A 25,058-nucleotide genomic window follows, 5' to 3' on the forward strand; every position below is an offset into this window, starting at 1 on the left:
CGCAAACGTTTGCCTGGACTGTTAGAATTGCGCCGATTTTTCTTACTAGCTATGCAATCGCGTGGGGACTTGAGCCGTGACCAACAAAACTTCTCTCAGCTACAAAGATGCCGGTGTTGATATTGACGCAGGTAATGCGCTGGTTGACCGAATCAAAGGTGTGGTGAAAAAAACCCGCCGCCCGGAAGTGATGGGTGGTCTGGGTGGATTCGGCGCACTGTGCGCGCTGCCGCAAAAATATCGTGAACCTGTTCTGGTCTCGGGTACTGACGGTGTAGGCACCAAGCTGCGCCTGGCGATGGATTTAAAACGTCACGACACGATCGGTATCGATCTGGTCGCGATGTGTGTGAATGACCTGGTGGTTCAGGGCGCAGAGCCGCTGTTCTTCCTCGATTACTACGCGACCGGCAAACTGGACGTGGATACCGCGGCCAGCGTCATTAACGGTATCGCCGAAGGCTGTCTGCAGTCCGGCTGTGCGCTGGTCGGCGGCGAAACCGCTGAAATGCCGGGTATGTATCACGGCGAAGATTATGACGTCGCGGGCTTCTGCGTCGGCGTAGTAGAAAAATCAGAAATTATCGACGGCAGCAAAGTGGCGGATGGTGACGTGCTGATCGCGCTGGCTTCCAGCGGCCCACACTCCAACGGCTACTCTCTGGTGCGTAAAATTCTCGAAGTGAGCGGCTGCGACCCGCTGACCACCGAGCTTGACGGTAAACCGCTGGCAGACCACCTGCTGGCGCCAACCCGCATCTACGTGAAAAACGTGCTGGAACTGATTGAGAACGTTGACGTGCACGCTATCGCCCACCTGACCGGCGGCGGCTTCTGGGAGAACATCCCGCGCGTGCTGCCGGACAACACCCAGGCCGTAATCGACGAATCCTCATGGCAGTGGCCGGCCGTGTTTAACTGGCTGCAGACCGCAGGCAACGTGAGCTCTCACGAAATGTACCGCACCTTTAACTGCGGCGTGGGCATGGTTATCGCCCTGCCGGCAAGCGAAGCGGATAAAGCGGTTAAACTGCTGACCGAAAAAGGTGAAAACGCGTGGAAAATCGGTACGATTAAAGCCTCCGATTCCGAACAGCGTGTGGTCATTGAATGAAAAACATCGTGGTGCTCATTTCCGGCAACGGAAGCAATTTGCAGGCCATCATTGACGCCTGCAAACAGAAGAAAATCAACGGCACCATTCGGGCAGTATTCAGCAACAAGGCCGACGCGTTCGGCCTTGAGCGCGCGCGGGAAGCGAACATTCCCGCGCACGCGCTGGAAGCCAGCCAGTTCGCCGGGCGTGAAGCCTTTGACCGCGAGCTGGTTCAGGAGATTGATGCCTACGCACCGGACGTCGTGGTGCTGGCGGGCTATATGCGCATTCTGAGCCCGGCTTTTGTTGCGCACTACGCCGGACGTCTGCTGAATATTCACCCTTCTCTTCTGCCGAAATATCCCGGCCTGCACACCCATCGTCAGGTTCTGGAAAACGGCGATGAGGAGCACGGCACCTCCGTGCATTTCGTTACCGACGAGCTGGACGGCGGTCCGGTGATCCTGCAGGCCAAAGTCCCGGTCTTTGACGGCGACAGCGAAGAAGACGTGACCGAACGCGTGCAGACCCAGGAACACGCCATATACCCGCTGGTGGTAAGCTGGTTTGTCGACGGGCGCCTCGAAATGCGCGACGGCGCTGCCTGGCTGGATGGCGTGAAGTTACCCCCGCAGGGCCATGCGGCGGAAGAGTAGTTTGTTATGTCGGGTGGCGCCGCGCTTACCCGACATCTACCTTGCATTACCCGATATTCCCTTCTCCAACCTTCTAAATTCCCCAACAAAAAAAATAACTGTCATACTTTTCTGGCACTGTTGGACATATCGTGGAAATGCTCGCCATAATAAGGACGAGACGGATTTACCACGTCCTGTGATTGAACTGGAGTGTGAGCTGTAATGGGTCAGGAAAAGTTATATATCGAGAAAGAGCTAAGCTGGTTAGCATTTAACGAACGTGTACTCCAGGAAGCGGCTGACAAAAGTAACCCGCTGATCGAACGCATGCGTTTTTTGGGCATCTATTCCAACAACCTGGATGAGTTCTACAAGGTTCGCTTTGCCGAGCTGAAAAGACGGATCATCATCAGTGAAGAACAGGGCTTAAACTCTCACTCGCGGCATCTGCTGGGCAAAATCCAGTCCCGCGTGTTGAAAGCCGATCAGGAATTTGACGGCCTGTATAACGAACTGCTGCTGGAGATGGCGCGCAATCAAATCTTCCTGATTAACGAACGTCAGCTTTCCGTTAACCAACAAAACTGGCTGCGCCACTATTTTAAACAGTACCTGCGCCAGCACATTACCCCGATTCTCATCAACCGCGAAACCGATCTGGTGCAGTTCCTGAAAGATGACTACACCTATCTGGCCGTAGAAATTATTCGCGGTGAATCCATTCGCTACGCGCTGCTGGAGATCCCGTCCGACAAGGTCCCGCGCTTCGTGAACCTGCCGCCGGAAACCCCGCGCAGACGTAAGCCGATGATCCTGCTGGATAACATCCTGCGCTACTGTCTCGACGACATTTTCAAAGGCTTCTTCGATTACGATGCGTTAAACGCCTACTCGATGAAGATGACCCGTGACGCCGAATATGACCTGGTGCACGAGATGGAGGCCAGCCTGATGGAGCTGATGTCCTCCAGCCTGAAACAACGCCTGACGGCCGAGCCGGTGCGCTTTGTTTATCAGCGCGATATGCCGGACGCCATGGTAGAAATGCTGCGCGAGAAGCTGACCATTTCGCGCTATGACTCCATCGTGCCGGGCGGCCGTTACCACAACTTTAAAGACTTTATTGGCTTCCCGAACGTCGGCAAGGCCAATCTGGTGAACAAGCCGCTGCCGCGCCTGCGCCATCTGTGGTTTGATAAATTCCGCAACGGGTTCGACGCCATTCGCGAGCGCGATGTTCTGCTCTACTATCCGTATCACACGTTTGAACACGTGCTGGAGCTGCTGCGACAGGCCTCGTTCGACCCGAGCGTGCTGGCGATCAAAATCAACATCTACCGCGTGGCAAAAGATTCCCGCATCATCGATGCGATGATCCACGCCGCGCACAACGGCAAAAAAGTGACCGTGGTGGTTGAGCTGCAGGCCCGCTTCGACGAAGAGGCGAACATTCACTGGGCGCGCCGTCTGACGGAAGCGGGCGTGCACGTGATCTTCTCCGCGCCGGGTCTGAAAATTCACGCCAAGCTGTTCCTCATCTCGCGTAAAGAGGGCGACGACGTGGTGCGCTATGCCCACATCGGTACCGGGAACTTTAACGAGAAAACGGCGCGAATTTATACCGACTACTCGCTGCTGACCGCCGATGCGCGCATCACCAACGAGGTACGCCGGGTCTTTAACTTCATTGAGAACCCGTACCGCCCTGTCAGCTTCGACTATCTGCTGGTCTCGCCGCAGAACTCGCGCCGTCTGCTGTACGATATGATTGATAAAGAGATTGCCAATGCTCAGAAAGGGCTGTCGTCCGGCATCACCCTGAAGCTTAACAATCTGGTCGACAAAGGACTGGTGGACAGGCTGTACGCCGCGTCCAGCTCTGGCGTACCGGTTAACCTGCTGATCCGCGGCATGTGCTCGCTGATCCCGGAACTGGAAGGCATCAGCGATAATATTCGGGTGATCAGCATTGTTGACCGTTACCTGGAACACGATCGGGTCTATATTTTCGATAATGCAGGCGACAAACAGGTCTATCTCTCTTCGGCAGACTGGATGACGCGCAATATTGACTACCGAATTGAAGTCGCAACCCCGCTGCTGGATCCGCGTCTGAAACAGCGTATTCTCGACATTATCGAGATCCTGTTCAGCGATACGGTGAAGGCGCGCTATATCGACAAAGAACTCAGTAACCGCTATGTACCGCGCGGCAACCGCCGTAAAGTGCGGTCGCAACTGGCGATTTACGACTATATCAAATCACTCGAGCAACCCGATTAACCTATGCCGATAAATGATAAGACCCCACGCCCGCAGGAATTCGCCGCGGTCGATCTTGGCTCTAACAGTTTCCACATGGTCATCGCCCGTGAGGTGGATGGCGCGCTGCAGATCATCGGTCGTCTGAAGCAGCGCGTACACCTGGCGGATGGCCTTGATGAACGCAGCATGCTCAGCGAAGAGGCGATGGAGCGCGGGTTAAACTGCCTGTCGCTGTTTGCTGAACGCCTGCAGGGCTTCACGCCCTCCAGCGTATGCATCGTGGGCACCCACACCCTGCGCCAGGCGCTGAATGCGCCAGAGTTTCTCAAGCGGGCCGAAAAGGTGATCCCCTACCCGATTGAGATCATCTCCGGTAACGAGGAAGCGCGTCTGATCTTCATGGGCGTCGAGCACACCCAGCCGGAAAAAGGGCGCAAGCTGGTGATCGACATCGGCGGCGGTTCTACGGAGCTTGTGATCGGCGAAGACTTTGAGCCTCGCCTGGTGGAAAGCCGCCGTATGGGCTGCGTCAGCTTCGCGCAGATGTATTTCCCGGGCGGCACAATCACCCGCGAGAACTTCCAGCGTGCACGTATGGCGGCTGTCCAGAAGCTGGAAAACCTGGCCTGGCAGTACCGTATTCAGGGCTGGAACGTGGCGCTGGGCGCGTCGGGCACCATCAAGGCGGCGCATGAAGTGCTGCTGGCAATGGGTGAAAAAGATGGGTTCATCACGCCCGAACGCCTGACGCTGCTGACCGACGAAGTGCTGAAGCATAAAAGTTTTGACGCCTTAAGCCTGCCGGGGCTTTCCGACGAGCGTAAGGCGGTCTTCGTGCCGGGGCTGGCCATTCTCTGCGGCGTGTTTGATGCGCTGGCCATTAAAGAGCTGCGCCTGTCCGACGGCGCGCTGCGCGAAGGCGTGCTGTACGAAATGGAAGGCCGCTTCCGCCATCAGGATATTCGCAGCCGCACCGCGCAAAGCCTGGCCAACCAGTACAACATCGACCGCGAGCAGGCGAAGCGTGTGCTGGACACCACGGTGCAGATGTATGAACAGTGGGAAGAGCAGAATCCGAAGCTGGCGCACCCGCAGCTTGCCGCGCTGCTGAAATGGGCCGCGATGCTGCACGAGGTGGGTCTGAACATCAACCATAGCGGGATGCACCGCCATTCGGCCTATATTTTGCAAAACAGCGATCTGCCTGGCTTCAACCAGGAGCAGCAGACCATGATGGCGACCCTGGTGCGGTATCACCGCAAAGCCATCAAGCTCGACGACCTGCCGCGCTTCACGCTGTTTAAGAAAAAGCAGTTCCTGCCGCTGATTCAGCTCCTGCGTCTGGGCGTGCTGCTCAATAACCAGCGTCAGGCGACCACCACGCCGCCCACGCTGAAGCTGAAAACCGACGACCATCACTGGACGCTGAGCTTCCCGCACGACTGGTTCAGCCAGAACGCGCTGGTCCTGCTGGACCTGGAAAAGGAGCAGCAGTACTGGGAAGCGGTCACCGGCTGGCTGCTCAAAATCGAGGAAGAGAGCGCCGACGTCGCCGCGTAACGGTTCAGGCGTCCGCGCAGGACGCCTCTGTTTCCAGCAGTGACTCAAGCGGTGCCGGTCTGCCAATCAGATAGCCCTGCACATAATCGATACCTAGCGCGTGAACCGCGCTACGTATCTCTTCGGTCTCGACATATTCCGCCACCACCAGCATCTTCTTCATGCGCGCCAGATGGCAGATAGACGCCACAATCTGATAATCCAGGCTGTTGTTGACGATATTGCGGATGAAGTCGCCGTCGATTTTAAGAATATCTGCGTCCACGCTTTTTAGCCGCGCGTAGCTTGCATAGCCGGTACCAAAATCATCAATCGCAATGCGTACCCCCATTTTCTGCAGCTGACTGAGGACATGCAGCGCCTGCTCCGCGTTGCAGAAGTTGCTGCACTCCGTCACTTCAAAGATCAGCTGCCACGGCTCAATAGCGTATTTCGCCAGCACGCGGCTCACCTCAAGCGGGAACTGCACCCGGCACACTGTTGAAGGCGCCAGATTAATAGCAAAGCGCTGGCCGGGCAGTCTTTCCCGATGCGCGGCCAGGAAGCGCAGCGTATGCTCAAGCACCCACAGATCCACCCGGGAGGACAAACCAAACTCCTGCGCGACGGGCAGGAACTGATCGGGGGAGATCAGTATCCCATTGGTGTCCGGCATCCGCAGCAGGACTTCGTGATAGCAATCGCCACGCAGGCCACGAACGGGTTGAACCAGCAGGATGAATTCGTCGTTGTCGAGCGCCTTCTGCAGGCGGCTCATCATCGCGACTTTATCCTTCAGGCTGCGCTGCAAATGGACGGCACCGCGCTGCTGAAGATTTTCCGGGTGATTAGAGGAGAGTGACAGATCGGCCACCACCGCCAGCTCCCCCAGCACCAGATAAAGATGGTTAACAGGGGACCGGACATAGCAGTAGCTTACGCCAACCTGCGGCTGCAGCGGCATGCCGTCCCAGACAAAGCGGAACTGCTTGATATGCTCGTCCAGGGCGTCAATCCGCTGCTGGTGCGATTCCGCGTTGAGCCGCACCGCCATGTCATATCCGGTGAGGTGATACACCTGCTCATTGGGCTGGAGCGTAGCGTTAACCCACTGCGCCAGCTGCTGTTTGTACTGAATACGCAGCTGCACGCCGTAATTTCGGCCCAAAATTTCCAGCTCCGGAATGCGCAGCAGGCAGAACGCCGACCACGGATTCTTCGCCAGATCGCGCGACAGCGCCCGCAGGTTAGGCATATGGACAACCGGATCGAGCAGTGCCAGCCTGCGGGCGTGTTTGTTCACCGCGCGCTGCCGGGTCGCCAGCATCGACATATAAATCACCACAAACGAAAAGACCAGGTAACTGGAAGAGGTGATCGCCAGCTGAATATCGTACCCCGCGTTCACTGGGATATAGCGGTAAAAATAGTGAATGGACACCAGCAGTATCGGGGTCCAGATCAGCGAAATCAGCTTATAGCCAAAACGCATCGCGCCCCAGAGCATCACCGGCATCAGCAGCGACAGGGTATAGTTAGTGGTGAAGATGGAGCTGTTTTCATTTATCGGGAGCAGCAGCAGCGACAGCAGCCCGCCAAGCGCAATCGCCCACAGCAAAAACTCCGCGGCCGTCACCTTTTTATCTATCTGGAAACGGATCTGCGAGAGAAGACTTTTGATATAGCGCGGATGACGAATCAGGCGGATCAGCAGATAGCTCAACGGCACGCCCGTCAGCCCGCTGACCAGCAGCGCCTGGTAGTTAATGAGCGTACGAATGTTAAGAGGGTTCAACCCCGCGAGGCTCTGGCGACTCTCATACACGCCCAGATACACCGCAAACTGAAACAGCACCAGAAACAGCGTCGCGGGGCAGATAACCTGCCAGAAGATGCGCTGCGCCATCAGCCGGATGTCGCCGTACGCCGTCATATTGCGTCTGGGCGCAAACACCCGGTAGCCGCCCCAGCTGAGGACTAAAGGGACAATAAAATGGAGCACCCCGGCAACCGTTTCGAACATCCCGACCGACGGGTAATAGCGGATAAACAGCGACAACACGATCCCGGGAAGGGCTTCCAGGCCAAAGAACATCATCAGCGAGAGCAAAAAGGAGAGCGGTAAATAATAAAGCGCCGCGATACCGTCCCCCAGCTGCGTGAACGTATTTGCCACGCTCAGCACGGGAAGCAAAACCACCGGTAATAGTAGCGGCAATGCCCACCAACGGTATTTATTGTTTTTCAGAAAAGCGAAAATCTTCATAGATGCCCGGTTAAACCCCTTTTTCTCCAGAGGGAAAATAAAGACAGGCATCCAACCTGACCTGGCGCCACCCCGCGACGTGCAGAGTGAACAGTGTGGAGGAGGGATTTTAAATATCAGAGCCGGGAATCCGTTGACTTAAATCAAACTATTTCACGCAAATAAGCCTTGCAGAAGAATTTTGTGAAATAATTTTCTTCATATTATCAATATGGTAAATGCAATTATTAATTTCAATAACAATAGTTAATGCAAACGTTGACGGTTATTTACACATCACAGAATTGACCCCATCTTCCCGCTGTGCCTTAATATCCTTATCGCCCGGGAGGGCTTATCCAGGAAAAACAGAGTGAGTCAGGTCACGCGTATGCGCAAACGACATCGATTTAACACCCGAATGACCCGCATCATACTGCTTATCAGTTTCCTGTTTTTCTTTGGCCGCTTCGTTTACTCTTCGATTGGCGCCTGGTACCACCATCAGGACAAAACCCAGTCACAGCAATCCAGCCTGACCGTCGACACCGCTGACCGCTAACCCCCCAAAGGATGTTGTACGAGCCGAATAAGGGCCGCGATCCCTTTGCTGAGGATTTTATCCTGCCGCATCACCACCGCCAGCTGCCGCTGCAGCATGGGCGTCAGCGACATCACGCACAGCCCCTCGCGATCGGCATCCTGTTCTACCGCCATTCGCGGCACGATGCTGTAGCCCAGCCCCGCGCGAACCATGCGTTTGATCGCCTCGATGCTGCCAAGCTGCATCACCGGCGCCATCGCTACCCCATGGGCGGCAAACCAGCCATCGATCAGCGCCCGGGTCCCGCTGCCTGTCTCAAAGGCGATCAGCGGCTGGGCATGGAGCGCCTCCGGGGTTAACTCCCTGAAAGCGTCCTGCTGCTCCCTTGAGGCGATAAAGACAAACTCTTCGTCCATCACCGGCATGACGTCCAGCGCTCTGCCGCTCACCGGCAGCGTCACCAGCCCCATATCGAGACGGTTCTCTTCAATGGCCCTGACGATGTCGAGGGTGTTGCCCGTCGTGACTCCCACGCTCAGGAGCGGATAGTCGCGGCGTAGCTGCTCCAGCAGCGGCGGCAGAAGATGAATGCAGGCCGTCGCCCCCGTGCCAAGGGTAATGGTGCCGCTCACGTCGTGGCTAAACGCATTCACGGCCCGGATGGCGTCATCCACCACCTGCTGAATACGCTCCCCGTGCGCCAGCAAGGTTTCTCCGGCAGCCGTCGCCTTAATCCCTCGCCCGGTACGCTCCACCAGCCGCGTTTGCAGAAACTGCTCCAGCTGGCGTATTTGCAGGCTGACGGCGGGCTGGGAGAGGCCCAGAACGTCCGCTGCCGCTGAAAAGCTGCCGCGCTGGTGAACCAGGCGGAAGGTGGCGAGATAGCCCAGATTAAGCGTCGTCATTCAAAGTTTCTCTTATACCGTGCATAAGGTTGCAGCCCTGCCAGCACAATACCGCGCCCGTTATGCTCAGGACAACTGCATAACGGAATGAAAACTCATGGAAACTTCTGCCCTTCCTCGTCGCCTCGCCCTCACCGCCGGGTGTAATCAACTCATCAACTGGGGGATCTCGTTTTATATGCCCGGCACCTTTGCGCGGGCCATTTCAGCCGACCGGGGATGGTCGTCACCGCAGATTTACCTCGGCCTGACGCTGGCGATGCTGGTGATGGCGGCGGTATCTCCTTTTGTCGCCCGCCTGCTGGCACGCTTTGGCGGTCAAAAAGTGGTGATGGTTGGAACGCTGCTGATCGCCGCAAGCTGCGCAGAAATGGCGTATACCCGGACGCTTTATGGCTGGTACAGCGCCTGGATTGTCGCCGGCACTGGGATGCGCCTGTCGCTGTACGATGCGCTGTTCGCCGCGCTGGTCAACCTCTACGGGCAGCAGGCGCGAAGAACGATCTCACGCGTCACGCTGGCGGGCGGGCTGGCCTCCGCCGTCTTCTGGCCGCTGGGCGATGGCCTGCTTCACATCATGAGCTGGCAGGACGCGTTACGCATTTATGCCCTGCTTGGCCTGCTGAGCGCAGTGCTGATCCGCACGCTTCCCCGGCAGCGGCTGACGGAAAACACGAAGGCCATTGCGCCGCCCCTGCGCAACGAGCGACGTAACGCCTGGCTTTATGCGGCCTTCATCGCCCTTATCACCTTTGTCTCTAACGGCACCTCCACCCATCTGCCGGAGTTTATTGCCCACTTTGGCCTGCCGGTCGCCATTGGCATGCTGTGGGGGATCGGCCAGACGGGCGCGCGCTCGCTGGAGGTGCTGGCAGGTGGCCGCTTAACCCCCTTCAAACTTACGCTCTTTACCGCTCTTGCCATGCCGCTGTGTTTTCTTGTGGGAATAAGCAGCGTCCTGTTTGTCTGGTGCGCGGCCGGGTTTGTGCTGGGCTACGGCGCCATCAACGGGCTGGTCACCATAGTAAAAGCCACGCTGCCACTGGAGCTGTTTAGCGCGGAAAGCTATGCCCGCCGCACGGGCATGCTGCTTATCCCGGGCCAGCTGATGGCCGCAGCCGCACCGTTTGCCTATGCGTGGCTGAACAAAACGCTGGGGATCGCGGGTGCAATGGGAGTGTCGACGGGGTTAACGCTGGTGATTGCCGGGCTGGCGATAGCGATCGTGCGCCGTCCCGGGAGGCAAACTGTATCGCACTGTATCCCGCGCGACGCGCTGACAAACGGGTACAAAACGCCCCCTCCGGCAAATATCTCCGATACATAAAAATGGTTTTCTTTCCCTGTTGTCATTCAGAACCGATGAGGAGAGAACCATGATTCGTCGTTACGCAATTTTACCCCTGCTCGTCCTGGCATCTGTAACACATGCCCAGGCCACGCCGCTGGACAATCTGAGCGCCGCGGACGTTAACGGCCCCGCCGCCGTTGCCCCGCTGGCGCAGCCGCAACCGCCGGCAAAACTGATCGTCGATCCGCCGCTTGCCGGGCCGCTGAGTAAAGGCGCGGTGTTTATCCAGTACCGTGCCGAAAACCTGCGCATCGAGCCGGTATTCGGACCTGAAGCGCTCAAGGTCACCCCGCGCATCGGGCACATTCACGTGGTGGTGGATGACGCGCCGTGGCACTGGGCTGACGCCAGCGGAGAGCCGGTGATTCTGGTGGGACTCCCCGCCGGTAAACACAAGGTGACGATTATTCTGGCCGACCCGACGCACAAGCCGCTCGACCACAAAACCATCGAATTCACCGTACCGCCTCATGCGGCGGTCCACCATTTTTAAGGAGTCTGACGATGAAAGCACTGACTGTACTGACGGCAGGCCTGCTGGCGCTTTCCGCCAGTGCCTTTGCACAGAGCAAAACCAGCGTCGTGCTGGTGCACGGCGCGTTTGCCGACGGCAGCAGCTGGAATAAGGTGATTACCCTGTTGCAGAAACAGCACGCAGATGTCATTGCCGTCCAGCTGCCGCTCACGTCGCTTAACGATGACGTTGCCGCCACAAAGCGGGCCATCGCCCGCGCCCAGGGGGATGTCGTGCTGGTGGGTCACTCCTGGGGCGGCACCGTGATTAGCGAAGCGGGCAACGATGCGCGGGTGAAATCGCTGGTGTATGTGGCGGCGTTCGCGCCGGATGCCGGCCAGTCGACGGCGGACCTCGCGGGAAGCTACCCTCCGTCGCCGGGCAGCGCGGGCATCGCCAAAACGGCGGACGGCTATTTATATCTGCCAACGGACGCCGTCAGGAAGGATTTCGCGCCGGACGTGAAGCCCGAGGAACAAACTGCTATCGCGGCCACGCAGGGGCCAATTAAGGCCGATGCGTTTGATGAAAAGGTGACCCACGCGGCGTGGCATGTTAAGCCGAGCTGGTTTGTGGTCAGCAAAAATGACCGAATGATCAACCCCGATCTTGAACGGGCGATGGCGAAGACGATCCATGCGAAAACCACCGAGGTCTCCGCGAGCCACGTGTCGATGGTGAGCCAGCCGGAGGCTATCGCCCGGACGATTGAGCAGGCGATTGAAGCAAAATAGTATTTTGTAAATTGTAGGCCGGGTAAGCGCAGCGCCACCCGGCAAAAAAATAGCCTCAGTGCCCGCCATCCGCGGGATAATCGCGATTAATCCACGCGTGGTCCTCTTCCCACGTGAACATCCATTTGCGCACCGGCCCGGCCATCACGTTGAGATAATAGCTGTCATACCCGGCCATCGTCGCCACCGGGTGGTATCCCTTCGGCACCATGACCACGTCACGGTTGTAGACCGCCATACACTCATCCAGCGCTCTGTCGTCGGTGTAAACCCGCTGCATGCAGAACCCCTGTTCCGGGTTGAGGCGATGGTAGTAGGTCTCCTCCAGGTAAGTCTCCCGGGGCGGGTTATCCGTGTCGTGCTTGTGGCTCGGGTACGAGCTGGTACAGCCCTCGTTGGTCCAGACCTCCACCACCAGCAGGCTGTCGGCGGGCTTATCTTCCGGCAGAATGTTGTGCACGTAGCGCTGGTTGTGGCCCTTGCCGCGCGCCTCAGCGTCGATATCCTGCGGCGCAATCAGCCGCGTCGGATACGTGCCCTTGCCGGGGGCGGCGCAGACCGCCAGCTCGAGCCTCGTCAGCGCCTTCACCTGCACCGTCTCCTGCGGGGTAACGTACACCGCCCACGGCTTGATGCGCTCGAACGGGCTCATCCGCTCGCCGATGTCGTTAAACTGCGCGGAAGGCGTGCTGATGGAGGCGCGCCCGGCGACCAGCACCAGGCAACGCTCTTCGCTGACGGCGGGCAGCGTCAGCTGCTGCCCCTCCTGCAGCTCATACGCCTCAAAGCCGACGTATCCCCACCCTGCGCGTTCCGGCGTGACGGACTGGGTCCGCCCCTCCGCGTTCGGCTGTTGCCAGCGTGATAACAGACGTGACATGTCACCTCCTCAAATCAGTCCGGCGTCGCGCGCCAGGCGGCTCAGGTTGTTATACCCCAGACGGGCGTAGTTCAGCGGATGGGCAACCGCCGGGTCCTGCTCCGCCTCCACCACCAGCCAGCCGTGATAGTCCTGCGCCTTCAACAGCCGCATGATCGGCGGGTAATCGACGCAGCCGTCGCCCGGCACGGTAAACACGCCGCTCAGTACCGCATCAAGGAAGCTGGTTTTACGGTTTTTCACGTCCGCCAGCACGTCGGCACGCACGTCTTTGCAGTGAACGTGGTTGATACGTGACGCCCAGCGCTGCGCCACCGCCAGCGGATCGGCCCCGGCAAAAGTCAGGTGACCGGTGTCCAGCAGCAGTCCAACCTCTTCGCCGGTGTGGGTCATCAGGTTGTCCACGTCGTCAGCGGACTCAATCACCGTCCCCATATGGTGGTGATAGGCAATCTGCACCCCCTGCTGCTGGGTGTAGCGGGCAAATTCCGTGAGCTTCTCGCCATACTCCTTCCAGCGTGCCTGCGGGAAACGCGGGCGCAGATGCACCGGGGTCTGCTGCTCGCCGTGAATGCAGCCGCTCACTTCCGCAAACACCAGCACCTTCGCCCCCAGCTCGCGCAGCAGCGTCAGGTGGGACTGCACGGCGGCGATCTCCGCCTCCACGCTGCGCTCCAGCAGTCGGCCGGAGTACCAGCCGGAGACCAGCTGCAGGTCATGGCGCTGCAGGATGGGGCCAAGCAGCCGCGCTTCGCGCGGGAATTTATTGCCCAGTTCGAACCCTGCAAAACCGGCCTCTTTACCTTCGCTCAGGCAGGTCTCCAGCGACGTCTCCGCGCCGAGAGAAGGCAGATCGTCGTTTGTCCACGTCAGCGGGTTAATGCCCAGTTGTACACTCATTGTCGTCTCCATTATGCGTGTCCGCGCTCGCGCCACCAGGCGATAAGCTGCAGGTAGTTGTCCCGGATGCGCGCCACCAGTTGCGCATCGTCAATATCGTGCTTCAGCCACGCGCGGGAGGCATCGCCGAACAGCGTGCGCCCTACGGCGAAGCCTTTTACTACCGTCTGCCCCGCTGCGGCCCTGAAGTCGGCGCGCAGCTGTTCTGCAGGGGCATCCAGGCCGAGGATCACCACCCCGCGGCAGTGCGGGTCCCGGCGTTCGATAATCTCGCTCAGTGCCGTCCAGCCCTCGGCGGAAAGCGGCGGCAGCTTCCACCAGTCCGGGTAAATGCCGAGGTTGTAGAAGCGGGAGATGGCGCGCAGGTAGAGCTCGTCGCTGCGCGGCATGGTCGCAGGCAGGATCACCTCCAGCAGCAGCTCGTGCCCGGACTGACAGCAGGCGTGGTACACCTCAGCGATTTTCTGCTCCTGCTCCAGGCGCAGGCCGTGAGCATCTTCCGGGTGGAAAAAGACCAGGCACTTCACCACGTGCTCTTGCGGCCAGCTGATGAGCTGGGTGCCGATGTTGCCGTGCTCCATCTCCAGCGGACGCGAGCCAGGCAGCTCAATGGGGCGACCAATCCACCACCCCTCGCCGGTAATGGCGTTGAGCGCGTCCTGACCAAACGTACCGTCGCACAGCAGGCCCGCTTTGCCTGCCAGCCCGGCGCGGCTCGCCGCCTCGCGGCTGGCCTGCAGGATCAGCTGCTTGAGCGCCGGAATACGTTTGAGCGACGCCCCGCACTGCAGCGCCATATCCTCAAGCTGGCTGCGATGATCGAAGGCCATCACGCACAGCTCCGACCATTCGCGGCGACGGGTAGTGACCCGGTGCAGATGGTTCAGACGCGGGTCGAGATCCGGGCGCGGCACATCCGCAGCGCGAGAGAGATAGTCATCCAGCTCGATTTTGCTCGGCATCGCCGGGGCGCAGCCGTGGCGCGAGACCACCAGCGCGCCGCAGGCGTTGGCATAGCGACACGCCTGCTCCCAGCCCTCGTCGTTCAGGTAGCCGCGCAGCAGGCCGGACATAAACGCATCCCCCGCGCCGAGGACGTTCAGCACCTCCACGCGCACGCCGGTCACCGTCAGGCCGTCGTCCAGCCGGGGCGGAATGGCGTCGGTATAAACCGAGCAGCCGAGCGCACCGCGCTTGCAGACCAGCGTGGCCTGACTCACCGCACGCACCTGCCCCAGCGCCTGCAGGGTCTCCGTGCTGCCGCCCGCAATGTGAAACTCCTCCTCGGTGCCGACAATGACGTCGAAGAGGTGCAGCACCTCCTGCAGCTCGCGGGTGACCTTATCCGCGGCGATAAAACGCGTTTCACCGTCGCCTAAGGAGGTCAGCCCCCACAGCACCGGACGGTAGTCGATGTCCAGCACCGTGCGCACGCCGTGACGGCGGGCATAGCCCAGCGCCGTCAGCACCGCCTCGCGGGTCTGAGGATGAGAAAGGTGAGTCCCGGTGATGGCAAGACACCGTGCGGAGGCAATGTAGCTTTCGTCCACATCGCTGGCTGTAATGGCCATATCCGCGCAGTTATCGCGATAAAAAATCAGAGGAAAGGTGTCCCGGTCTTTAATGCCGAGTAGCACCAGCGCCGTGAGGCGGTCTTTATCGGTAATCAGATGGCTGGTATCGCAGCCCACCTGGCTGAGCTCTTCGCGCAGGAAGCGGCCCATATGCTCGTCGCCGACGCGCGCCAGCATCGACGAGCGCAGCCCCTGGCGCGCGGTGCCGTACGCCACGTTGCCGGACGAGCCGCCGAGGTATTTGGCGAAGCTCGACACATCCTCCAGACGGGCACCAATCTGCTGACTGTAGAGGTCTACCGCCACGCGGCCCATGCATATCACATCAAACTGCTTTTCCACGTTGATACCTCATCAGACAATGTCATTCACGTTCAGCCAGCGGCCTTCCCGGTGCGAGAGCGCGATCGCGTCCAGCACGCGCGACACCTTCCAGCCCTCTTCGAAGTCCGGCCACATCGGCGCGTCGGCGGCAATCCCGTCCACCAGGTCGCGCACCTCCACCGTTTTTTGATCGTTAAAGCCAATCCCATGGCCTGCGCCCATGCAGAACGCGGCGTAGTCCGGGTGTGCCGGGCCGACGAGCAGGGTGCGAAACCCCTGACGGTTTACCGGATCGTCATGCAGATAGAGCTTCAGCTCCGCCATGCGCTCCTGGGTAAAGCTGATGGCGCCTTTCGTCCCGGTGATGACGTACGACAGCCCCATCTTGCGGCCGCAGGCGACGCGGGAGGTTTCAATCACGCCCTGCGCCCCGCCCGCGAAGCGCACCATCGCGTGGGCCTGGTCCTCGTTTTCGACGGCAATCATGTCTGACGATCCGGCCTTTGCCGGACGTGCCGGGACCACAATCTTCAGGTCGCCGCAGACCTGCTCAATCTCCCCGACCAGGTACTGGGCCATGTTGACGATATGCGCCGCGAGGTCACCCAGCGCCCCCAGCCCGGCGGTCTCTTTGAAGCAGTGCCAGTGAATGGGCGAGAGCGGGTCGGCCATATAGTCTTCGTTGTGGGTGCCGTAGAAGTGGATCACTTCGCCAATCTCGCCGCGGGCAATAATCTCCTTCGCCAGCTGCGCCGTCGGGTTCTTCATGTAGTTGAACCCCACCAGCGTTTTCACCCCGGCCCGCTTCGCGGCGTCGACCATCTCGCGCGCGTCATGGGCGTTCAGCGCCAGCGGCTTCTCCGAGTAGACATGCTTGCCGTGGCGGATCGCCTCCAGCGCCATCTCTTTATGCAGGTGGTTGGGTGAGCAAATATCCACCACGTCAATCGCCGGGTCGGCCACCAGCGCCCGCCAGTCGCCCGTGGAGCGGTTGAAGCCAAACGCCTGCGCGCGCGCTGCCGCCAGCTCCGGCGTGACTTCCGCCACCATCTCGCGCACCAGCCTGCCCCGCAGGTTGAACACCGTCGGAGCCTGGGCATAGGCGATAGCGTGCGCCTTGCCGATATACCCGGTGCCAATCAATCCAATACGAACCTCTTTCATCGTGATCCTCACAGTGCGCCGCGACGGCTCTTGGCGTAGGTATCAAACGCCACCGCCAGAACGATAATTAACCCGGTGATAATCTGCTGGTAGTAGGCCGAGACGTTCATCAGCACCAGGCCGTTAATCAGAATCCCCATGATGATGGAGCCAATAATGGTTCCGCCGATGCGCCCGTAGCCGCCCATCAGCGAGGTGCCGCCAATCACCACCGAGGCGATGACGCGCAGCTCAAAGGAGATCCCGGCCACCGCCTCGGCGCTCCCCAGACGCGCGCTGAGAATAAAGCCCGCCAGCCCCGCCAGACAGCCAATCAGCACGTAGACGCTGACCAGCACGCGCTTGACGTTGACCCCCGCCAGGCGCGCCGCCTCCGGGTTACCGCCGATGGCGTAGACGAAGCGGCCCCAGCGGGTTTTGTGCAGTGCCAGATAGCCGCCGAGGGCGACGATGGCGAAGATCCAGATCGGAATGGAGATGCCGAGCAGCTCCCCGCGCCCCCACCAGCGGTAGCCCTGATCGAAACCGGCGATCGGCGCGCCGTCGTTGATCACCAGCGTCAGGCCGCGCCAGATGGTCATCCCGCCGAGGGTGACGATGAACGGCGGCAGGCGCAGGCGGGTCACGCCCAGACCGTGCAGGAAGCCAATCGCCGTGCCCATCGCCAGACAAATCCCCAGCCCAATCAGCCAGCTCATGCCGCCCCAGGCGTTCGGGTCGACGGTGGTGAAGTTGTCGCCCTTAATCACGTACGCCGCGGTCATGGCGCACACCGCCAGAATGGAGCCCACGGAGAGGTCAATCCCGGCGGTCAGGATGACGAAGGTCATCCCCACGGCCATGATCCCGTAGATGGAGACTTCGGTCAGGATGTTGAAAATATTGCGTTCAGAGAAAAAGTTGCTGTTCTGCGACTGGAAGAAGATCAGCAGCAGGATCATGAAAATCAGCACCCCGAAGCGCTCGAAGAAGGCGATGGGATCGATGCGTCCGGCGCGTTTGACCGGGGCCTGCGTTTTAGAAATCATCTGCGTCATGAGAAACTCCGTTATGCCGCGTTCAGGGCGTTGTGGTTGATGGCCATCATCGTCATGAGCCGTTCTTCGTTAGCGTCGTCACCGTGGATCTCGCCGGTCACTCGCCCTTCGCTCAGGGTGATGATCCGGTCTGACACCGCCATCACTTCAGGCAGATCGGAGGAGATCACGATCACCGCCACGCCCTTTTTTGCCATGTCAAACAGCACCTGGTGCACTTCCGATTTGGTCCCCACGTCGATGCCGCGCGTCGGCTCATCGACGATCAGCACCCGCGGGTTGAGCGCCATGCAGCGCGCGAGGATCACTTTTTGCTGGTTACCGCCGGAGAGCTTGCGCACCTCCTGCGCGCTGTTGACCATCTTGATCTGCAGCGCCTTGCGGTAGGACTCGATCAGGTCGTCCTCTTTGCGGGTATTCACGAACCAGCGCCACTGCAGCAGCGAGGAGAGGCAGGAGAGCGACAGGTTGTCGCGAATGGACAGCCCCAGCACCGCCCCCTCTTTTTTGCGGTCTTCCGGCACCAGCGCCACGCCCTGGTCAAGGGCATACAGCGGGTCGCGCGGCTGGTAGGGCACGCCGTCCAGCTCAAAGCTGCCCGAGGTAAACGCGTCTGCGCCAAAGAGGCAGCGGGCCACCTCGGTGCGCCCGGCGCCCACCAGTCCGGCAATGCCTAAGACCTCCCCGGCGTGGACGTGGAAGCTGATGTCGTGCAGGGCGATGCCGTGCGGATCCAGCGGCGGCTTTTCGCGGCTCAGCCCCTTCACCGCCAGGCGGACGGGTTTATCCTCATGGTGCGTTTCGCTGGCGGGACGGCGGTTAAAGGCCACGTCGCGCCCGACCATCAGGCGGATCAGCTGTTCAACGTTGGTCTCCGCCACCGCGCCGGTGCCGGTGAAACGGCCGTCCTGGAAAACGGTGAAGCGGTCGCAGAGCTGGAAAACCTCGTGCAGGCGGTGGGTGACATAGATAATGCTCACGCCACGGTTTTTAAGCTCGCGCACCACGCGGTGCAGGCTTTCCACCTCGCTGTCGCTCAGCGCGGCGGAGGGTTCGTCCATAATGATGAGCCGGGCGTTGAGGGTCAGCGCCCGGGCGATCTCCACCATCTGCTGCTGGGCAACGCTCAGGCGGGCGACCGGGGTGGTCGGCGCAACGTTCAGCTGCAGATAGTCGAGAATGACCTGCGCCTCCTGGTTTACCGCCTTTTCGTCGACGATCAGGTTACGTTTACGCGGTTCGCGCCCGAGAAACATGTTTTCCGCGACGGTCATGTTGGGCAGCAGGTTGAATTCCTGATAGATGGTGATAATGCCCTTGTTCTGCCGCTCCACCGGGGAGTCGTCCACCGGCAGCGTTTCGCCGTTGAACCAGATCTCCCCGCGGGTTTGCGGCTGCGCCCCCGCGAGCGCCTTCAGCAGCGTGGATTTACCCGCCCCGTTTTCCCCCAGCAGGGCGTGGATCTCGCCCGCGCCGACGGTCAGCTGGGCGCAGCTTAGCGCCCAGACGCCGGAAAAGCTTTTTGCCAGGTCGGTCACTTTCAGTAAGGGTTGCGACATCGGTCTGCTCCTCCTTTAGAGTGAGCCGCCGCGCCAGCGACGGCTGCGGATAAATCAGTTACCGGCCTCACCGATACGCTCAGCCTGCTGCAGGTTCTCTTTGGTGATCAGCGTCGGCGGGTAGTCGGCCCCGGTGATGGCCTTCTTCTCGCGCACGTTGGCCACCAGCTGGCTCATCGCCGTCTGCACCGCAAAGCCCGGACGCTGATCGGCGGTTACCGCCAGCCAGCCGTCGCGCACGCGGGCCAGCGCTTCCGGCACCGCATCAAAGCCGGTCACGAGGATTTCACCCGGCTTCACGCCCTGGCTCTGCAGGGCTTCAATCGCCCCCAGCGCCATGTCATCGTTGGCGGAGAGGATCACCTGAGGACGCTTCGGCAGCGAGGGCAGCACGCTTTCCACGATGCGCATCCCTTCAGAACGCATCCAGTTGCCGGTCTGATCGGCGACGATCTTGTACTTATCCCCGCCTGCCTTCAGGCTGTCGCGGATCCCTTTGGTGCGTTCGATGTTGGAGGAGGAGCCCGGCTGGCCGGTCAGCAGAATGATTTCCGCCCCGTCGGGGAATTTGGTTTTCACAAAATCGCCAATCGCCTGACCGCCCTTGTAGTTGTTGGCGCCAAAGTGCGGCACTTTTTTCTGGCTGTCGACGGAGCGGTCAAGGGTGACCACCGGCAGCTTCGCATCCTGAATTTCATCCACCGCGCTGGAGACCGCGTTCACGTCGTTCGGGGAGACGATAAAGCCCTGCGCCCCGCGGGTGATGGCGTTTTCCAGGTCAGCCACCTGCTTCGGTGAACTGCCCTGCCCGTCCAGTACCTGAAGCTTCACGCCCATCTCTTTTGCGGCTTTTACCGCCGTGCGCTGCATGTGAACTTCAAACGGCATGGCCAGGTTTGGCGTACTGAAAACAATTTGCTCGTTTTCGGCGAGGGCGGCCCCGGACGTCATGGCGATGAGGGCGGCTACGATCAGTTTTTTCATTATTATGTCTCTCTGTGTAGGGTTGTGGTGTTTAGAGGACGATCTCGCGCTGGCTGCGCAGTGACTCCAGCGCTTTATCCGCAAGGTACAGCGCACGTTCACCATCATCGCCGCTGCAGTCAGGCACCGCTTCGCCGCGCAGGACCGCGACAAAGTGTTCCCATTCCGCGGCGTAAGCGGATTTGTAGCGCTGCAGGAAGAAGTGTTCCGGCAGCGCGCTGGTGCAGCCCTGTTTGCCGTAGTGCTGCACCTGGTTTTCCAGAATGTTGCCCGCGCACAGCAGCCCTTCGGAGCCGTGCAGCTCCAGGCGTTGGTCGTAGCCGTAAGATGAACGGCGGCTGTTAACGATGGTCGCCATCGCGCCGGAGGCATATTTCAGAACGATAAACGCGGTATCGATGTCGCCTGCCTCGCCAATCGCCGGATCCACCAGATTGCTGCCCTGGGCATACACCGACACCGGCTCTTCGCCCATGATGAAGCGCGCCATGTCAAAGTCATGAATGGTCATATCGCGGAACATGCCGCCGGAGACGCGCACGTACTCCGCGGGCGGCGGAGACGGATCGCGGGAGATGATGAGCAGCGATTCCGGCTTGCCGATGCGCCCGGCCTGCACGTCGGTTTTCACGCGGCGGAACTGCGGGTCAAAGCGGCGGTTAAAGCCGATAAACAGCGGCACGTCGTACTCTTTGACCACCTTCAGGCAGTCGCGCACGCGGGCGAGGTCGAGGTGGACCGGCTTTTCGCAGAAGATGGCCTTGCCGTGGCGGGCGGCCATTTCAATCAGATCCGCGTGGGTATCGGTGGCAGAGGCGATCAGCACGGCGTGAACGTTAGGGTCGGTCATCGCTTCATCCAGGCTCTGCTGGCGGGCCTGATACTGCGTGGCGAGGCGGGTGGCAAATTCCTGATTCGGGTCAACCACGGACCAGAGCGTGGTCGCGCCGTGGCTGGCGATGTTAGCTGCATGTACCTGGCCAATTCGGCCAGCGCCCAGTAAAGCAATGTTAAACATAACGGCTCCCGGTGTTGGTGAATGCTGTGAACTAACGACTCTATAAATAAAACATTTATTTCATTTTTATAAATAGTGAAAATTATGTTTTTGAGTGCGGGTTAACACTTTTGAGATGAATGAGATAAATTTTGTTATCAATCTCACAACATAGGTGAACGTGCGGCAACTCCCCTCACCCCGGCCCTCTCCCTCAGGGAGAGGGAGTAAAAAACCACACCGAGCCGTCCCCTCTCCCTGAGGGAGAGGGTTAGGATGAGGGAAAACAAAAATGAAATGAAAATTTCGTTACTTCGGGAAAACTCAATACTGACGGGCTTTTTTCACCTGCGACTGCGTTTGCTCCGCGGCCTCACGCACGGCAGACGACTCTGCCACCTGCGCATCACCGGTTCGCCACCAGGAGGCGTAGTCGTGGGTCATGGTCTTCGGCAGCACCTTGATGTCCAGCAGCGTCGGGCCAGGATGGGCGCGGGCCGCCTCCAGCGCCGCCAGCAGGCTTTGCTCATCGTTTACCCGCCACGCGCGGCAGCCGTAGCTTTCCGCATTTTGCGCAAAATCGACCTTCACCAGCGGCCCGTCAAGCCGCCCGCTTTCCGGGTTGCGATGGCGGTTTTCCGTGCCAAAGCTGCCCATGCCGTGCCCCATCTGCAGGTTGTTAATGCAGCCGAAGCTGGCGTTATCAAACAGCAGAACGGTGACCTTAATGCCCTCCTGAACGGCGGTTTGCAGCTCGGAGTGCAGCATCATGTAGGAGCCATCCCCCACCATGGCGTAAACCGGCTGCTCGGGGCGGGCGAGCTTCGCGCCGATGGCCGCCGCAATCTCGTAGCCCATGCAGGAGTAGCCGTACTCCAGGTGATAGCTGTCCGGCGTTTTGACCTGCCAGAGGCGCTGTAAATCCCCCGGCAGCGAACCGGCCGCCCCCACCACGATGGCGTTATCTTCCACATGCTGGTTGATGAGCCCCAGCACCCGCGTCTGGGTCAGGCGGGTATTGAGCGCCTCGCCGTATTCCGCCAGCTGCGCGTCCAGGTGCCCCGCCACTTCGGGCGCGTCGTCAGGACGCCACTGGCGATCCCACAGGCGACGGCACTCGTCGCACCAGGCGGATTTCGCCTCAGCGATCGCCTCTCCCCAGCCGCTGCGGTAATCACCAAGCGCGTGGGTCAATGCCTCGAGCCCGGTTTGAGCGTCGGCAATCAGCGCCGTGGCGTCCAGCTTCAGGGCGTCAAACTCGGCCACGTTCAGCAGCAGAAATTCGACATCCGGATGGGAAAAGAGCGCCTTGGAGCCGGTGGTAAAGTCGGTCAGGCGCGTGCCGATGCCGATCACCAGGTCGGCCTGCGGGGCGAGCTGGTTGGCCGCCATCCCGCCCGTCACCCCTACGCCACCGAGGTTAAGTGGGTGGTCACTTACCAGCGCCCCCTTTCCGGCCTGGGTTTCGGCAAACGGCAGCTGCAGCGTCTCGACAAAGTCGCGAAACGCCTCATGCGCGCCGGAATAGCGTACGCCGCCGCCGCACACCACCAGCGGGCGATGCTTGCGGGCGATCAGCGCCCGCGCCTGCGCCAGACGCTGCGGATCGGGCGGACGACGCTCGATGTGGTGCACGCGACGCGCGAAGAAGCTCAGCGGGTAATCCCACGCTTCCCCCTGCACGTCCTGCGGGAGGCAAATCGTCACCGCACCGGTATCTGCCGGGTCAGTAAGCGTTCGCATCGCGCTGAGCATCGCGCTCATGAGTTGCTCCGGGCGGTTAATGCGGTCCCAGTAGCGGGAGACCGGACGGAAGCAGTCGTTGGTGCTAATGCTGAGATCGTGATACTGCTCGATCTGCTGCAGCACCGGGTCCGGCTGGCGGCTGGCGTAGATATCGCCCGGAAGCAGCAGCAGCGGGATGCGGTTCGCCGTAGCGGTTGCCGCGGCCGTGACCATATTGGCGGCGCCCGGCCCGACGGAGGAGGTGACGGCAAAGATGCGCTGACGGCGGTGCTGTTTGGCAAATCCCGTCGCCATATGGGCGATGCCCTGCTCGTTGCAGCCCTGCATCACCTGCAGATGGCCCGGATCTTGTTCCAGCGCCTGGCCGATACCCAGCACGTTGCCGTGCCCAAAGATGGTGGCGACGCCCTCCACGAAGGGGGTTTCGTAGCCATCCACGCTGACGTACTGTTGATTCAGGAACCGGACCAGCGCCTGGGCCATGGTCATACGTTCGGTTTGCATAAAATCTCCTGTCAGCCCAGCGTCGGCATGGAGAACGCAGCGCCTGTCTCCTGCTGCATTTCCGGCCAGCGCGCGGTGATGGTTTTCATTCGGGTGTAGAAGCGCACGCCGTCGTTGCCGTGGACGTTGAGCGCGCCGAAGATGGAACGCTTCCAGCCGCCGAAGCTGTGGAACGCCATCGGCACCGGGATCGGCACGTTGACCCCCACCATGCCCGCCTGCACCTCTTCGCAGAAGCGACGCGCGCAGCCGCCGTCACGGGTGAAGATCGCCGAGCCATTACCATATTCATGGCGGTTAATCAGGTCCACCGCGCTGGCGTAATCTGCTACGCGCACCACAGAAAGCACCGGACCAAAAATCTCTTCTTTATAGATGGTCATCTCCGGGGTGACGTTATCGAACAGCGTCGGCCCGACGAAGTAGCCCTGCTCGTGGCCCTTCACGCTGAAGCCGCGACCGTCCACGCGAAGCGTCGCCCCCTGTGCTTCTCCGCTGTCGATGTAGCCCAGCACCTTGCTGCGGTGCGCGGAGGAGATGAGCGGCCCCATTTCGTTTTCCGGCGTCTGGTCCAGCCCCGGCCCGACGCGCAGCGCGGCAATCTGTTTTTCCAGCCGGGCGCAGAGGTCATCGGCGGTGTTATCGCCCACCGCCAGTACCACCGAGAGCGCCATGCAGCGTTCCCCCGCCGCGCCGTAGGCCGCGCCCATGATGGCGTTGGTCGCCATCTCCATGTCGGCATCCGGCATTAAAATGCAGTGGTTTTTCGCGCCGCCCAGCGCCTGACAGCGTTTCCCGTGGGCGGAGGCGGTCTGGTAAATGTATTCGGCAATCGGCGTGGAGCCGACAAAGCTCACCGCCTGCACGCGCGGGTCGGTCAGGAGCACGTCAACGGACTCTTTATCGCCCTGCACCACGTTGAAGACGCCGTCCGGCAGGCCGGCCTCTTTCAGCAGCTGCGCCAGCGCGAGCGCCAGCGAAGGGTCTTTTTCCGACGGCTTCAGCACGAAGGTATTCCCGGTCGCCAGCGCAATCGGGAACATCCACATCGGCACCATCGCCGGGAAGTTAAACGGCGTGATCCCGGCGCAGACGCCGAGCGGCTGCATCAGCGAGTGGCTGTCGACGCCGGTCCCGACGTTCGCCGAGTGTTCGCCCTTTTGCAGATGCGGGATGCCGCAGGCAAACTCCACCACTTCCAGGCCGCGGGTCAGTTCGCCCACCGCGTCGGAGAAGACCTTGCCGTGCTCTTCGCTGATGAGTCGGGCCAGGCGATCCATGTTCTCTTCCAGTAGCGCCTTGAAGCGGAACATCACGCGCGCGCGCTTAAGCGGAGCATGACGCGCCCACGCCGGAAACGCATGCTGCGCGGCGGCAATCGCCTGCTCCGTTTCCTGTGCCGTACTCATCACCACCTGGCGGATCTGCTCGCCGGTGGCCGGGTTGAAGATCGCCTGAACGCGCTGGCCTGAACCGGTGACACATTCGCCGTGAATAAAATTCGCTACCGTCTCCATCCTTAACCTCTCGCTGTTGATACGTGACTGTGACCTGAACA

General features: G+C 60.4%; 20 protein-coding genes. 8 read left to right on the forward strand and 12 right to left on the reverse strand.

Translation table 11 applies throughout. The features are described 5' to 3' along the window. The first annotated feature begins 76 nt into the window (after positions 1-76). The 4 genes from purM to ppx all read left to right on the forward strand — a co-directional run bounded on the left by purM (position 77) and on the right by ppx (position 5,559). Positions 77-1,114, forward strand: coding sequence for a phosphoribosylformylglycinamidine cyclo-ligase (gene purM, locus ACOTXF_RS12650; RefSeq protein ID WP_008501643.1), 1,038 nt, complete (start codon positions 77-79; stop codon positions 1,112-1,114). Continuing rightward, complete coding sequence (purN, locus tag ACOTXF_RS12655) at positions 1,111-1,752, forward strand: phosphoribosylglycinamide formyltransferase (RefSeq protein WP_021241814.1); 642 nt, start codon at positions 1,111-1,113, stop codon at positions 1,750-1,752. Before purM ends, purN begins: the two co-directional genes overlap by 4 nt. A 204-nt stretch (positions 1,753-1,956) precedes the next feature. After that, on the forward strand, positions 1,957-4,017 hold the full coding sequence (gene ppk1, locus ACOTXF_RS12660) for a polyphosphate kinase 1 (protein WP_008501645.1): 2,061 nt from the start codon (positions 1,957-1,959) through the stop codon (positions 4,015-4,017). Positions 4,018-4,020: 3 nt separating this feature from the next. Beyond that, positions 4,021-5,559: an exopolyphosphatase gene (gene ppx / locus ACOTXF_RS12665; protein WP_232926717.1), complete on the forward strand. Its 1,539-nt coding sequence runs from the start codon at positions 4,021-4,023 to the stop codon at positions 5,557-5,559. A 4-nt stretch (positions 5,560-5,563) separates the two neighbouring features. Here ppx and ACOTXF_RS12670 read toward each other — a convergent pair whose 3' ends face one another. Beyond that, positions 5,564-7,804, reverse strand: a complete 2,241-nt coding sequence (locus ACOTXF_RS12670; RefSeq protein ID WP_232926719.1) for an EAL domain-containing protein — start codon at positions 7,802-7,804, stop codon at positions 5,564-5,566. Between the two features lie 352 nt (positions 7,805-8,156). On the opposite strand from ACOTXF_RS12670, the gene ACOTXF_RS12675 reads away from it, so the two are divergent. Then, complete coding sequence (locus ACOTXF_RS12675) at positions 8,157-8,345, forward strand: YfgG family protein (protein ID WP_021241815.1); 189 nt, start codon at positions 8,157-8,159, stop codon at positions 8,343-8,345. Here the strand turns inward: ACOTXF_RS12675 and ACOTXF_RS12680 are convergent. Next, entirely contained in the window at positions 8,342-9,232 is an 891-nt protein-coding gene (locus ACOTXF_RS12680; RefSeq protein ID WP_023344657.1) for a LysR family transcriptional regulator, read from the reverse strand. The two genes, ACOTXF_RS12675 and ACOTXF_RS12680, sit on opposite strands and share 4 nt — an antisense overlap. A gap of 97 nt (positions 9,233-9,329) precedes the next feature. On the opposite strand from ACOTXF_RS12680, the gene ACOTXF_RS12685 reads away from it, so the two are divergent. Genes ACOTXF_RS12685 through ACOTXF_RS12695 form a run of 3 tightly spaced genes read left to right on the forward strand, consistent with a single transcriptional unit; the run spans position 9,330 to position 11,831 of the window. After that, complete coding sequence (locus ACOTXF_RS12685) at positions 9,330-10,559, forward strand: MFS transporter (RefSeq protein ID WP_045406083.1); 1,230 nt, start codon at positions 9,330-9,332, stop codon at positions 10,557-10,559. 49 nt (positions 10,560-10,608) lie between these two features. Continuing rightward, positions 10,609-11,076, forward strand: coding sequence for a DUF6130 family protein (locus ACOTXF_RS12690; protein ID WP_063616409.1), 468 nt, complete (start codon positions 10,609-10,611; stop codon positions 11,074-11,076). An 11-nt stretch (positions 11,077-11,087) separates the two neighbouring features. Next, the gene (locus ACOTXF_RS12695) at positions 11,088-11,831 is read left to right on the forward strand and encodes an alpha/beta fold hydrolase (protein ID WP_232926720.1); all 744 of its coding nucleotides are present in this window, start codon (positions 11,088-11,090) and stop codon (positions 11,829-11,831) included. A 55-nt stretch (positions 11,832-11,886) separates the two neighbouring features. On the opposite strand, the gene iolB is transcribed toward ACOTXF_RS12695, so the two are convergent. From iolB to ACOTXF_RS12745, 10 genes are all read right to left on the reverse strand, one after another. Then, on the reverse strand, positions 11,887-12,711 hold the full coding sequence (iolB, locus tag ACOTXF_RS12700; protein WP_044597829.1) for a 5-deoxy-glucuronate isomerase: 825 nt from the start codon (positions 12,709-12,711) through the stop codon (positions 11,887-11,889). Between the two features lie 9 nt (positions 12,712-12,720). Beyond that, a complete protein-coding gene (gene iolE, locus ACOTXF_RS12705) occupies positions 12,721-13,611 on the reverse strand; it encodes a myo-inosose-2 dehydratase (protein WP_048962896.1) in 891 nt (296 codons plus the stop codon). Positions 13,612-13,622: 11 nt separating this feature from the next. Further along, complete coding sequence (locus ACOTXF_RS12710; protein WP_159125719.1) at positions 13,623-15,527, reverse strand: bifunctional 5-dehydro-2-deoxygluconokinase/5-dehydro-2-deoxyphosphogluconate aldolase; 1,905 nt, start codon at positions 15,525-15,527, stop codon at positions 13,623-13,625. A 12-nt stretch (positions 15,528-15,539) separates the two neighbouring features. Next, entirely contained in the window at positions 15,540-16,673 is a 1,134-nt protein-coding gene (locus ACOTXF_RS12715; RefSeq protein WP_025912799.1) for a Gfo/Idh/MocA family protein, read from the reverse strand. Positions 16,674-16,681: 8 nt separating this feature from the next. Next, a complete protein-coding gene (locus ACOTXF_RS12720) occupies positions 16,682-17,710 on the reverse strand; it encodes an ABC transporter permease (RefSeq protein WP_008502116.1) in 1,029 nt (342 codons plus the stop codon). Positions 17,711-17,721: 11 nt separating this feature from the next. After that, positions 17,722-19,269 (reverse strand): sugar ABC transporter ATP-binding protein, encoded by a 1,548-nt coding sequence (locus tag ACOTXF_RS12725; RefSeq protein WP_039266841.1) that lies wholly within the window; start codon positions 19,267-19,269, stop codon positions 17,722-17,724. A 54-nt stretch (positions 19,270-19,323) separates the two neighbouring features. Then, on the reverse strand, positions 19,324-20,253 hold the full coding sequence (locus ACOTXF_RS12730; protein ID WP_008502118.1) for a sugar ABC transporter substrate-binding protein: 930 nt from the start codon (positions 20,251-20,253) through the stop codon (positions 19,324-19,326). A 31-nt stretch (positions 20,254-20,284) separates the two neighbouring features. Then, complete coding sequence (gene iolG / locus ACOTXF_RS12735; RefSeq protein ID WP_047745161.1) at positions 20,285-21,271, reverse strand: inositol 2-dehydrogenase; 987 nt, start codon at positions 21,269-21,271, stop codon at positions 20,285-20,287. A gap of 303 nt (positions 21,272-21,574) precedes the next feature. Further along, positions 21,575-23,500, reverse strand: a complete 1,926-nt coding sequence (iolD, locus tag ACOTXF_RS12740; protein WP_047745162.1) for a 3D-(3,5/4)-trihydroxycyclohexane-1,2-dione acylhydrolase (decyclizing) — start codon at positions 23,498-23,500, stop codon at positions 21,575-21,577. 11 nt (positions 23,501-23,511) lie between these two features. After that, complete coding sequence (locus ACOTXF_RS12745) at positions 23,512-25,017, reverse strand: CoA-acylating methylmalonate-semialdehyde dehydrogenase (RefSeq protein WP_047745163.1); 1,506 nt, start codon at positions 25,015-25,017, stop codon at positions 23,512-23,514. Between the last annotated feature and the right edge of the window lie 41 nt (positions 25,018-25,058).

The organism is Enterobacter cloacae complex sp. IR53041, assembly GCF_049238285.1.
Classification (GTDB): Bacteria; Pseudomonadota; Gammaproteobacteria; order Enterobacterales; family Enterobacteriaceae; genus Enterobacter; species Enterobacter roggenkampii.

Excerpts from the sequence above, each read along its gene's own strand:
- purN (WP_021241814.1), top strand. The coding sequence starts at position 1,111 with ATGAAAAACATCGTGGTGCTCATTTCCGGCAACGGAAGCAATTTGCAG.
- ppk1 (WP_008501645.1), top strand. The coding sequence starts at position 1,957 with ATGGGTCAGGAAAAGTTATATATCGAGAAAGAGCTAAGCTGGTTAGCA.
- ppx (WP_232926717.1), top strand. The coding sequence starts at position 4,021 with ATGCCGATAAATGATAAGACCCCACGCCCGCAGGAATTCGCCGCGGTC.
- ACOTXF_RS12670 (WP_232926719.1), bottom strand. The coding sequence starts at position 7,804 with ATGAAGATTTTCGCTTTTCTGAAAAACAATAAATACCGTTGGTGGGCA.
- ACOTXF_RS12680 (WP_023344657.1), bottom strand. The coding sequence starts at position 9,232 with ATGACGACGCTTAATCTGGGCTATCTCGCCACCTTCCGCCTGGTTCAC.
- ACOTXF_RS12685 (WP_045406083.1), top strand. The coding sequence starts at position 9,330 with ATGGAAACTTCTGCCCTTCCTCGTCGCCTCGCCCTCACCGCCGGGTGT.
- ACOTXF_RS12690 (WP_063616409.1), top strand. The coding sequence starts at position 10,609 with ATGATTCGTCGTTACGCAATTTTACCCCTGCTCGTCCTGGCATCTGTA.
- ACOTXF_RS12695 (WP_232926720.1), top strand. The coding sequence starts at position 11,088 with ATGAAAGCACTGACTGTACTGACGGCAGGCCTGCTGGCGCTTTCCGCC.
- iolB (WP_044597829.1), bottom strand. The coding sequence starts at position 12,711 with ATGTCACGTCTGTTATCACGCTGGCAACAGCCGAACGCGGAGGGGCGG.
- iolE (WP_048962896.1), bottom strand. The coding sequence starts at position 13,611 with ATGAGTGTACAACTGGGCATTAACCCGCTGACGTGGACAAACGACGAT.
- ACOTXF_RS12715 (WP_025912799.1), bottom strand. The coding sequence starts at position 16,673 with ATGAAAGAGGTTCGTATTGGATTGATTGGCACCGGGTATATCGGCAAG.
- ACOTXF_RS12720 (WP_008502116.1), bottom strand. The coding sequence starts at position 17,710 with ATGACGCAGATGATTTCTAAAACGCAGGCCCCGGTCAAACGCGCCGGA.
- ACOTXF_RS12725 (WP_039266841.1), bottom strand. The coding sequence starts at position 19,269 with ATGTCGCAACCCTTACTGAAAGTGACCGACCTGGCAAAAAGCTTTTCC.
- ACOTXF_RS12730 (WP_008502118.1), bottom strand. The coding sequence starts at position 20,253 with ATGAAAAAACTGATCGTAGCCGCCCTCATCGCCATGACGTCCGGGGCC.
- iolG (WP_047745161.1), bottom strand. The coding sequence starts at position 21,271 with ATGTTTAACATTGCTTTACTGGGCGCTGGCCGAATTGGCCAGGTACAT.
- iolD (WP_047745162.1), bottom strand. The coding sequence starts at position 23,500 with ATGCAAACCGAACGTATGACCATGGCCCAGGCGCTGGTCCGGTTCCTG.
- ACOTXF_RS12745 (WP_047745163.1), bottom strand. The coding sequence starts at position 25,017 with ATGGAGACGGTAGCGAATTTTATTCACGGCGAATGTGTCACCGGTTCA.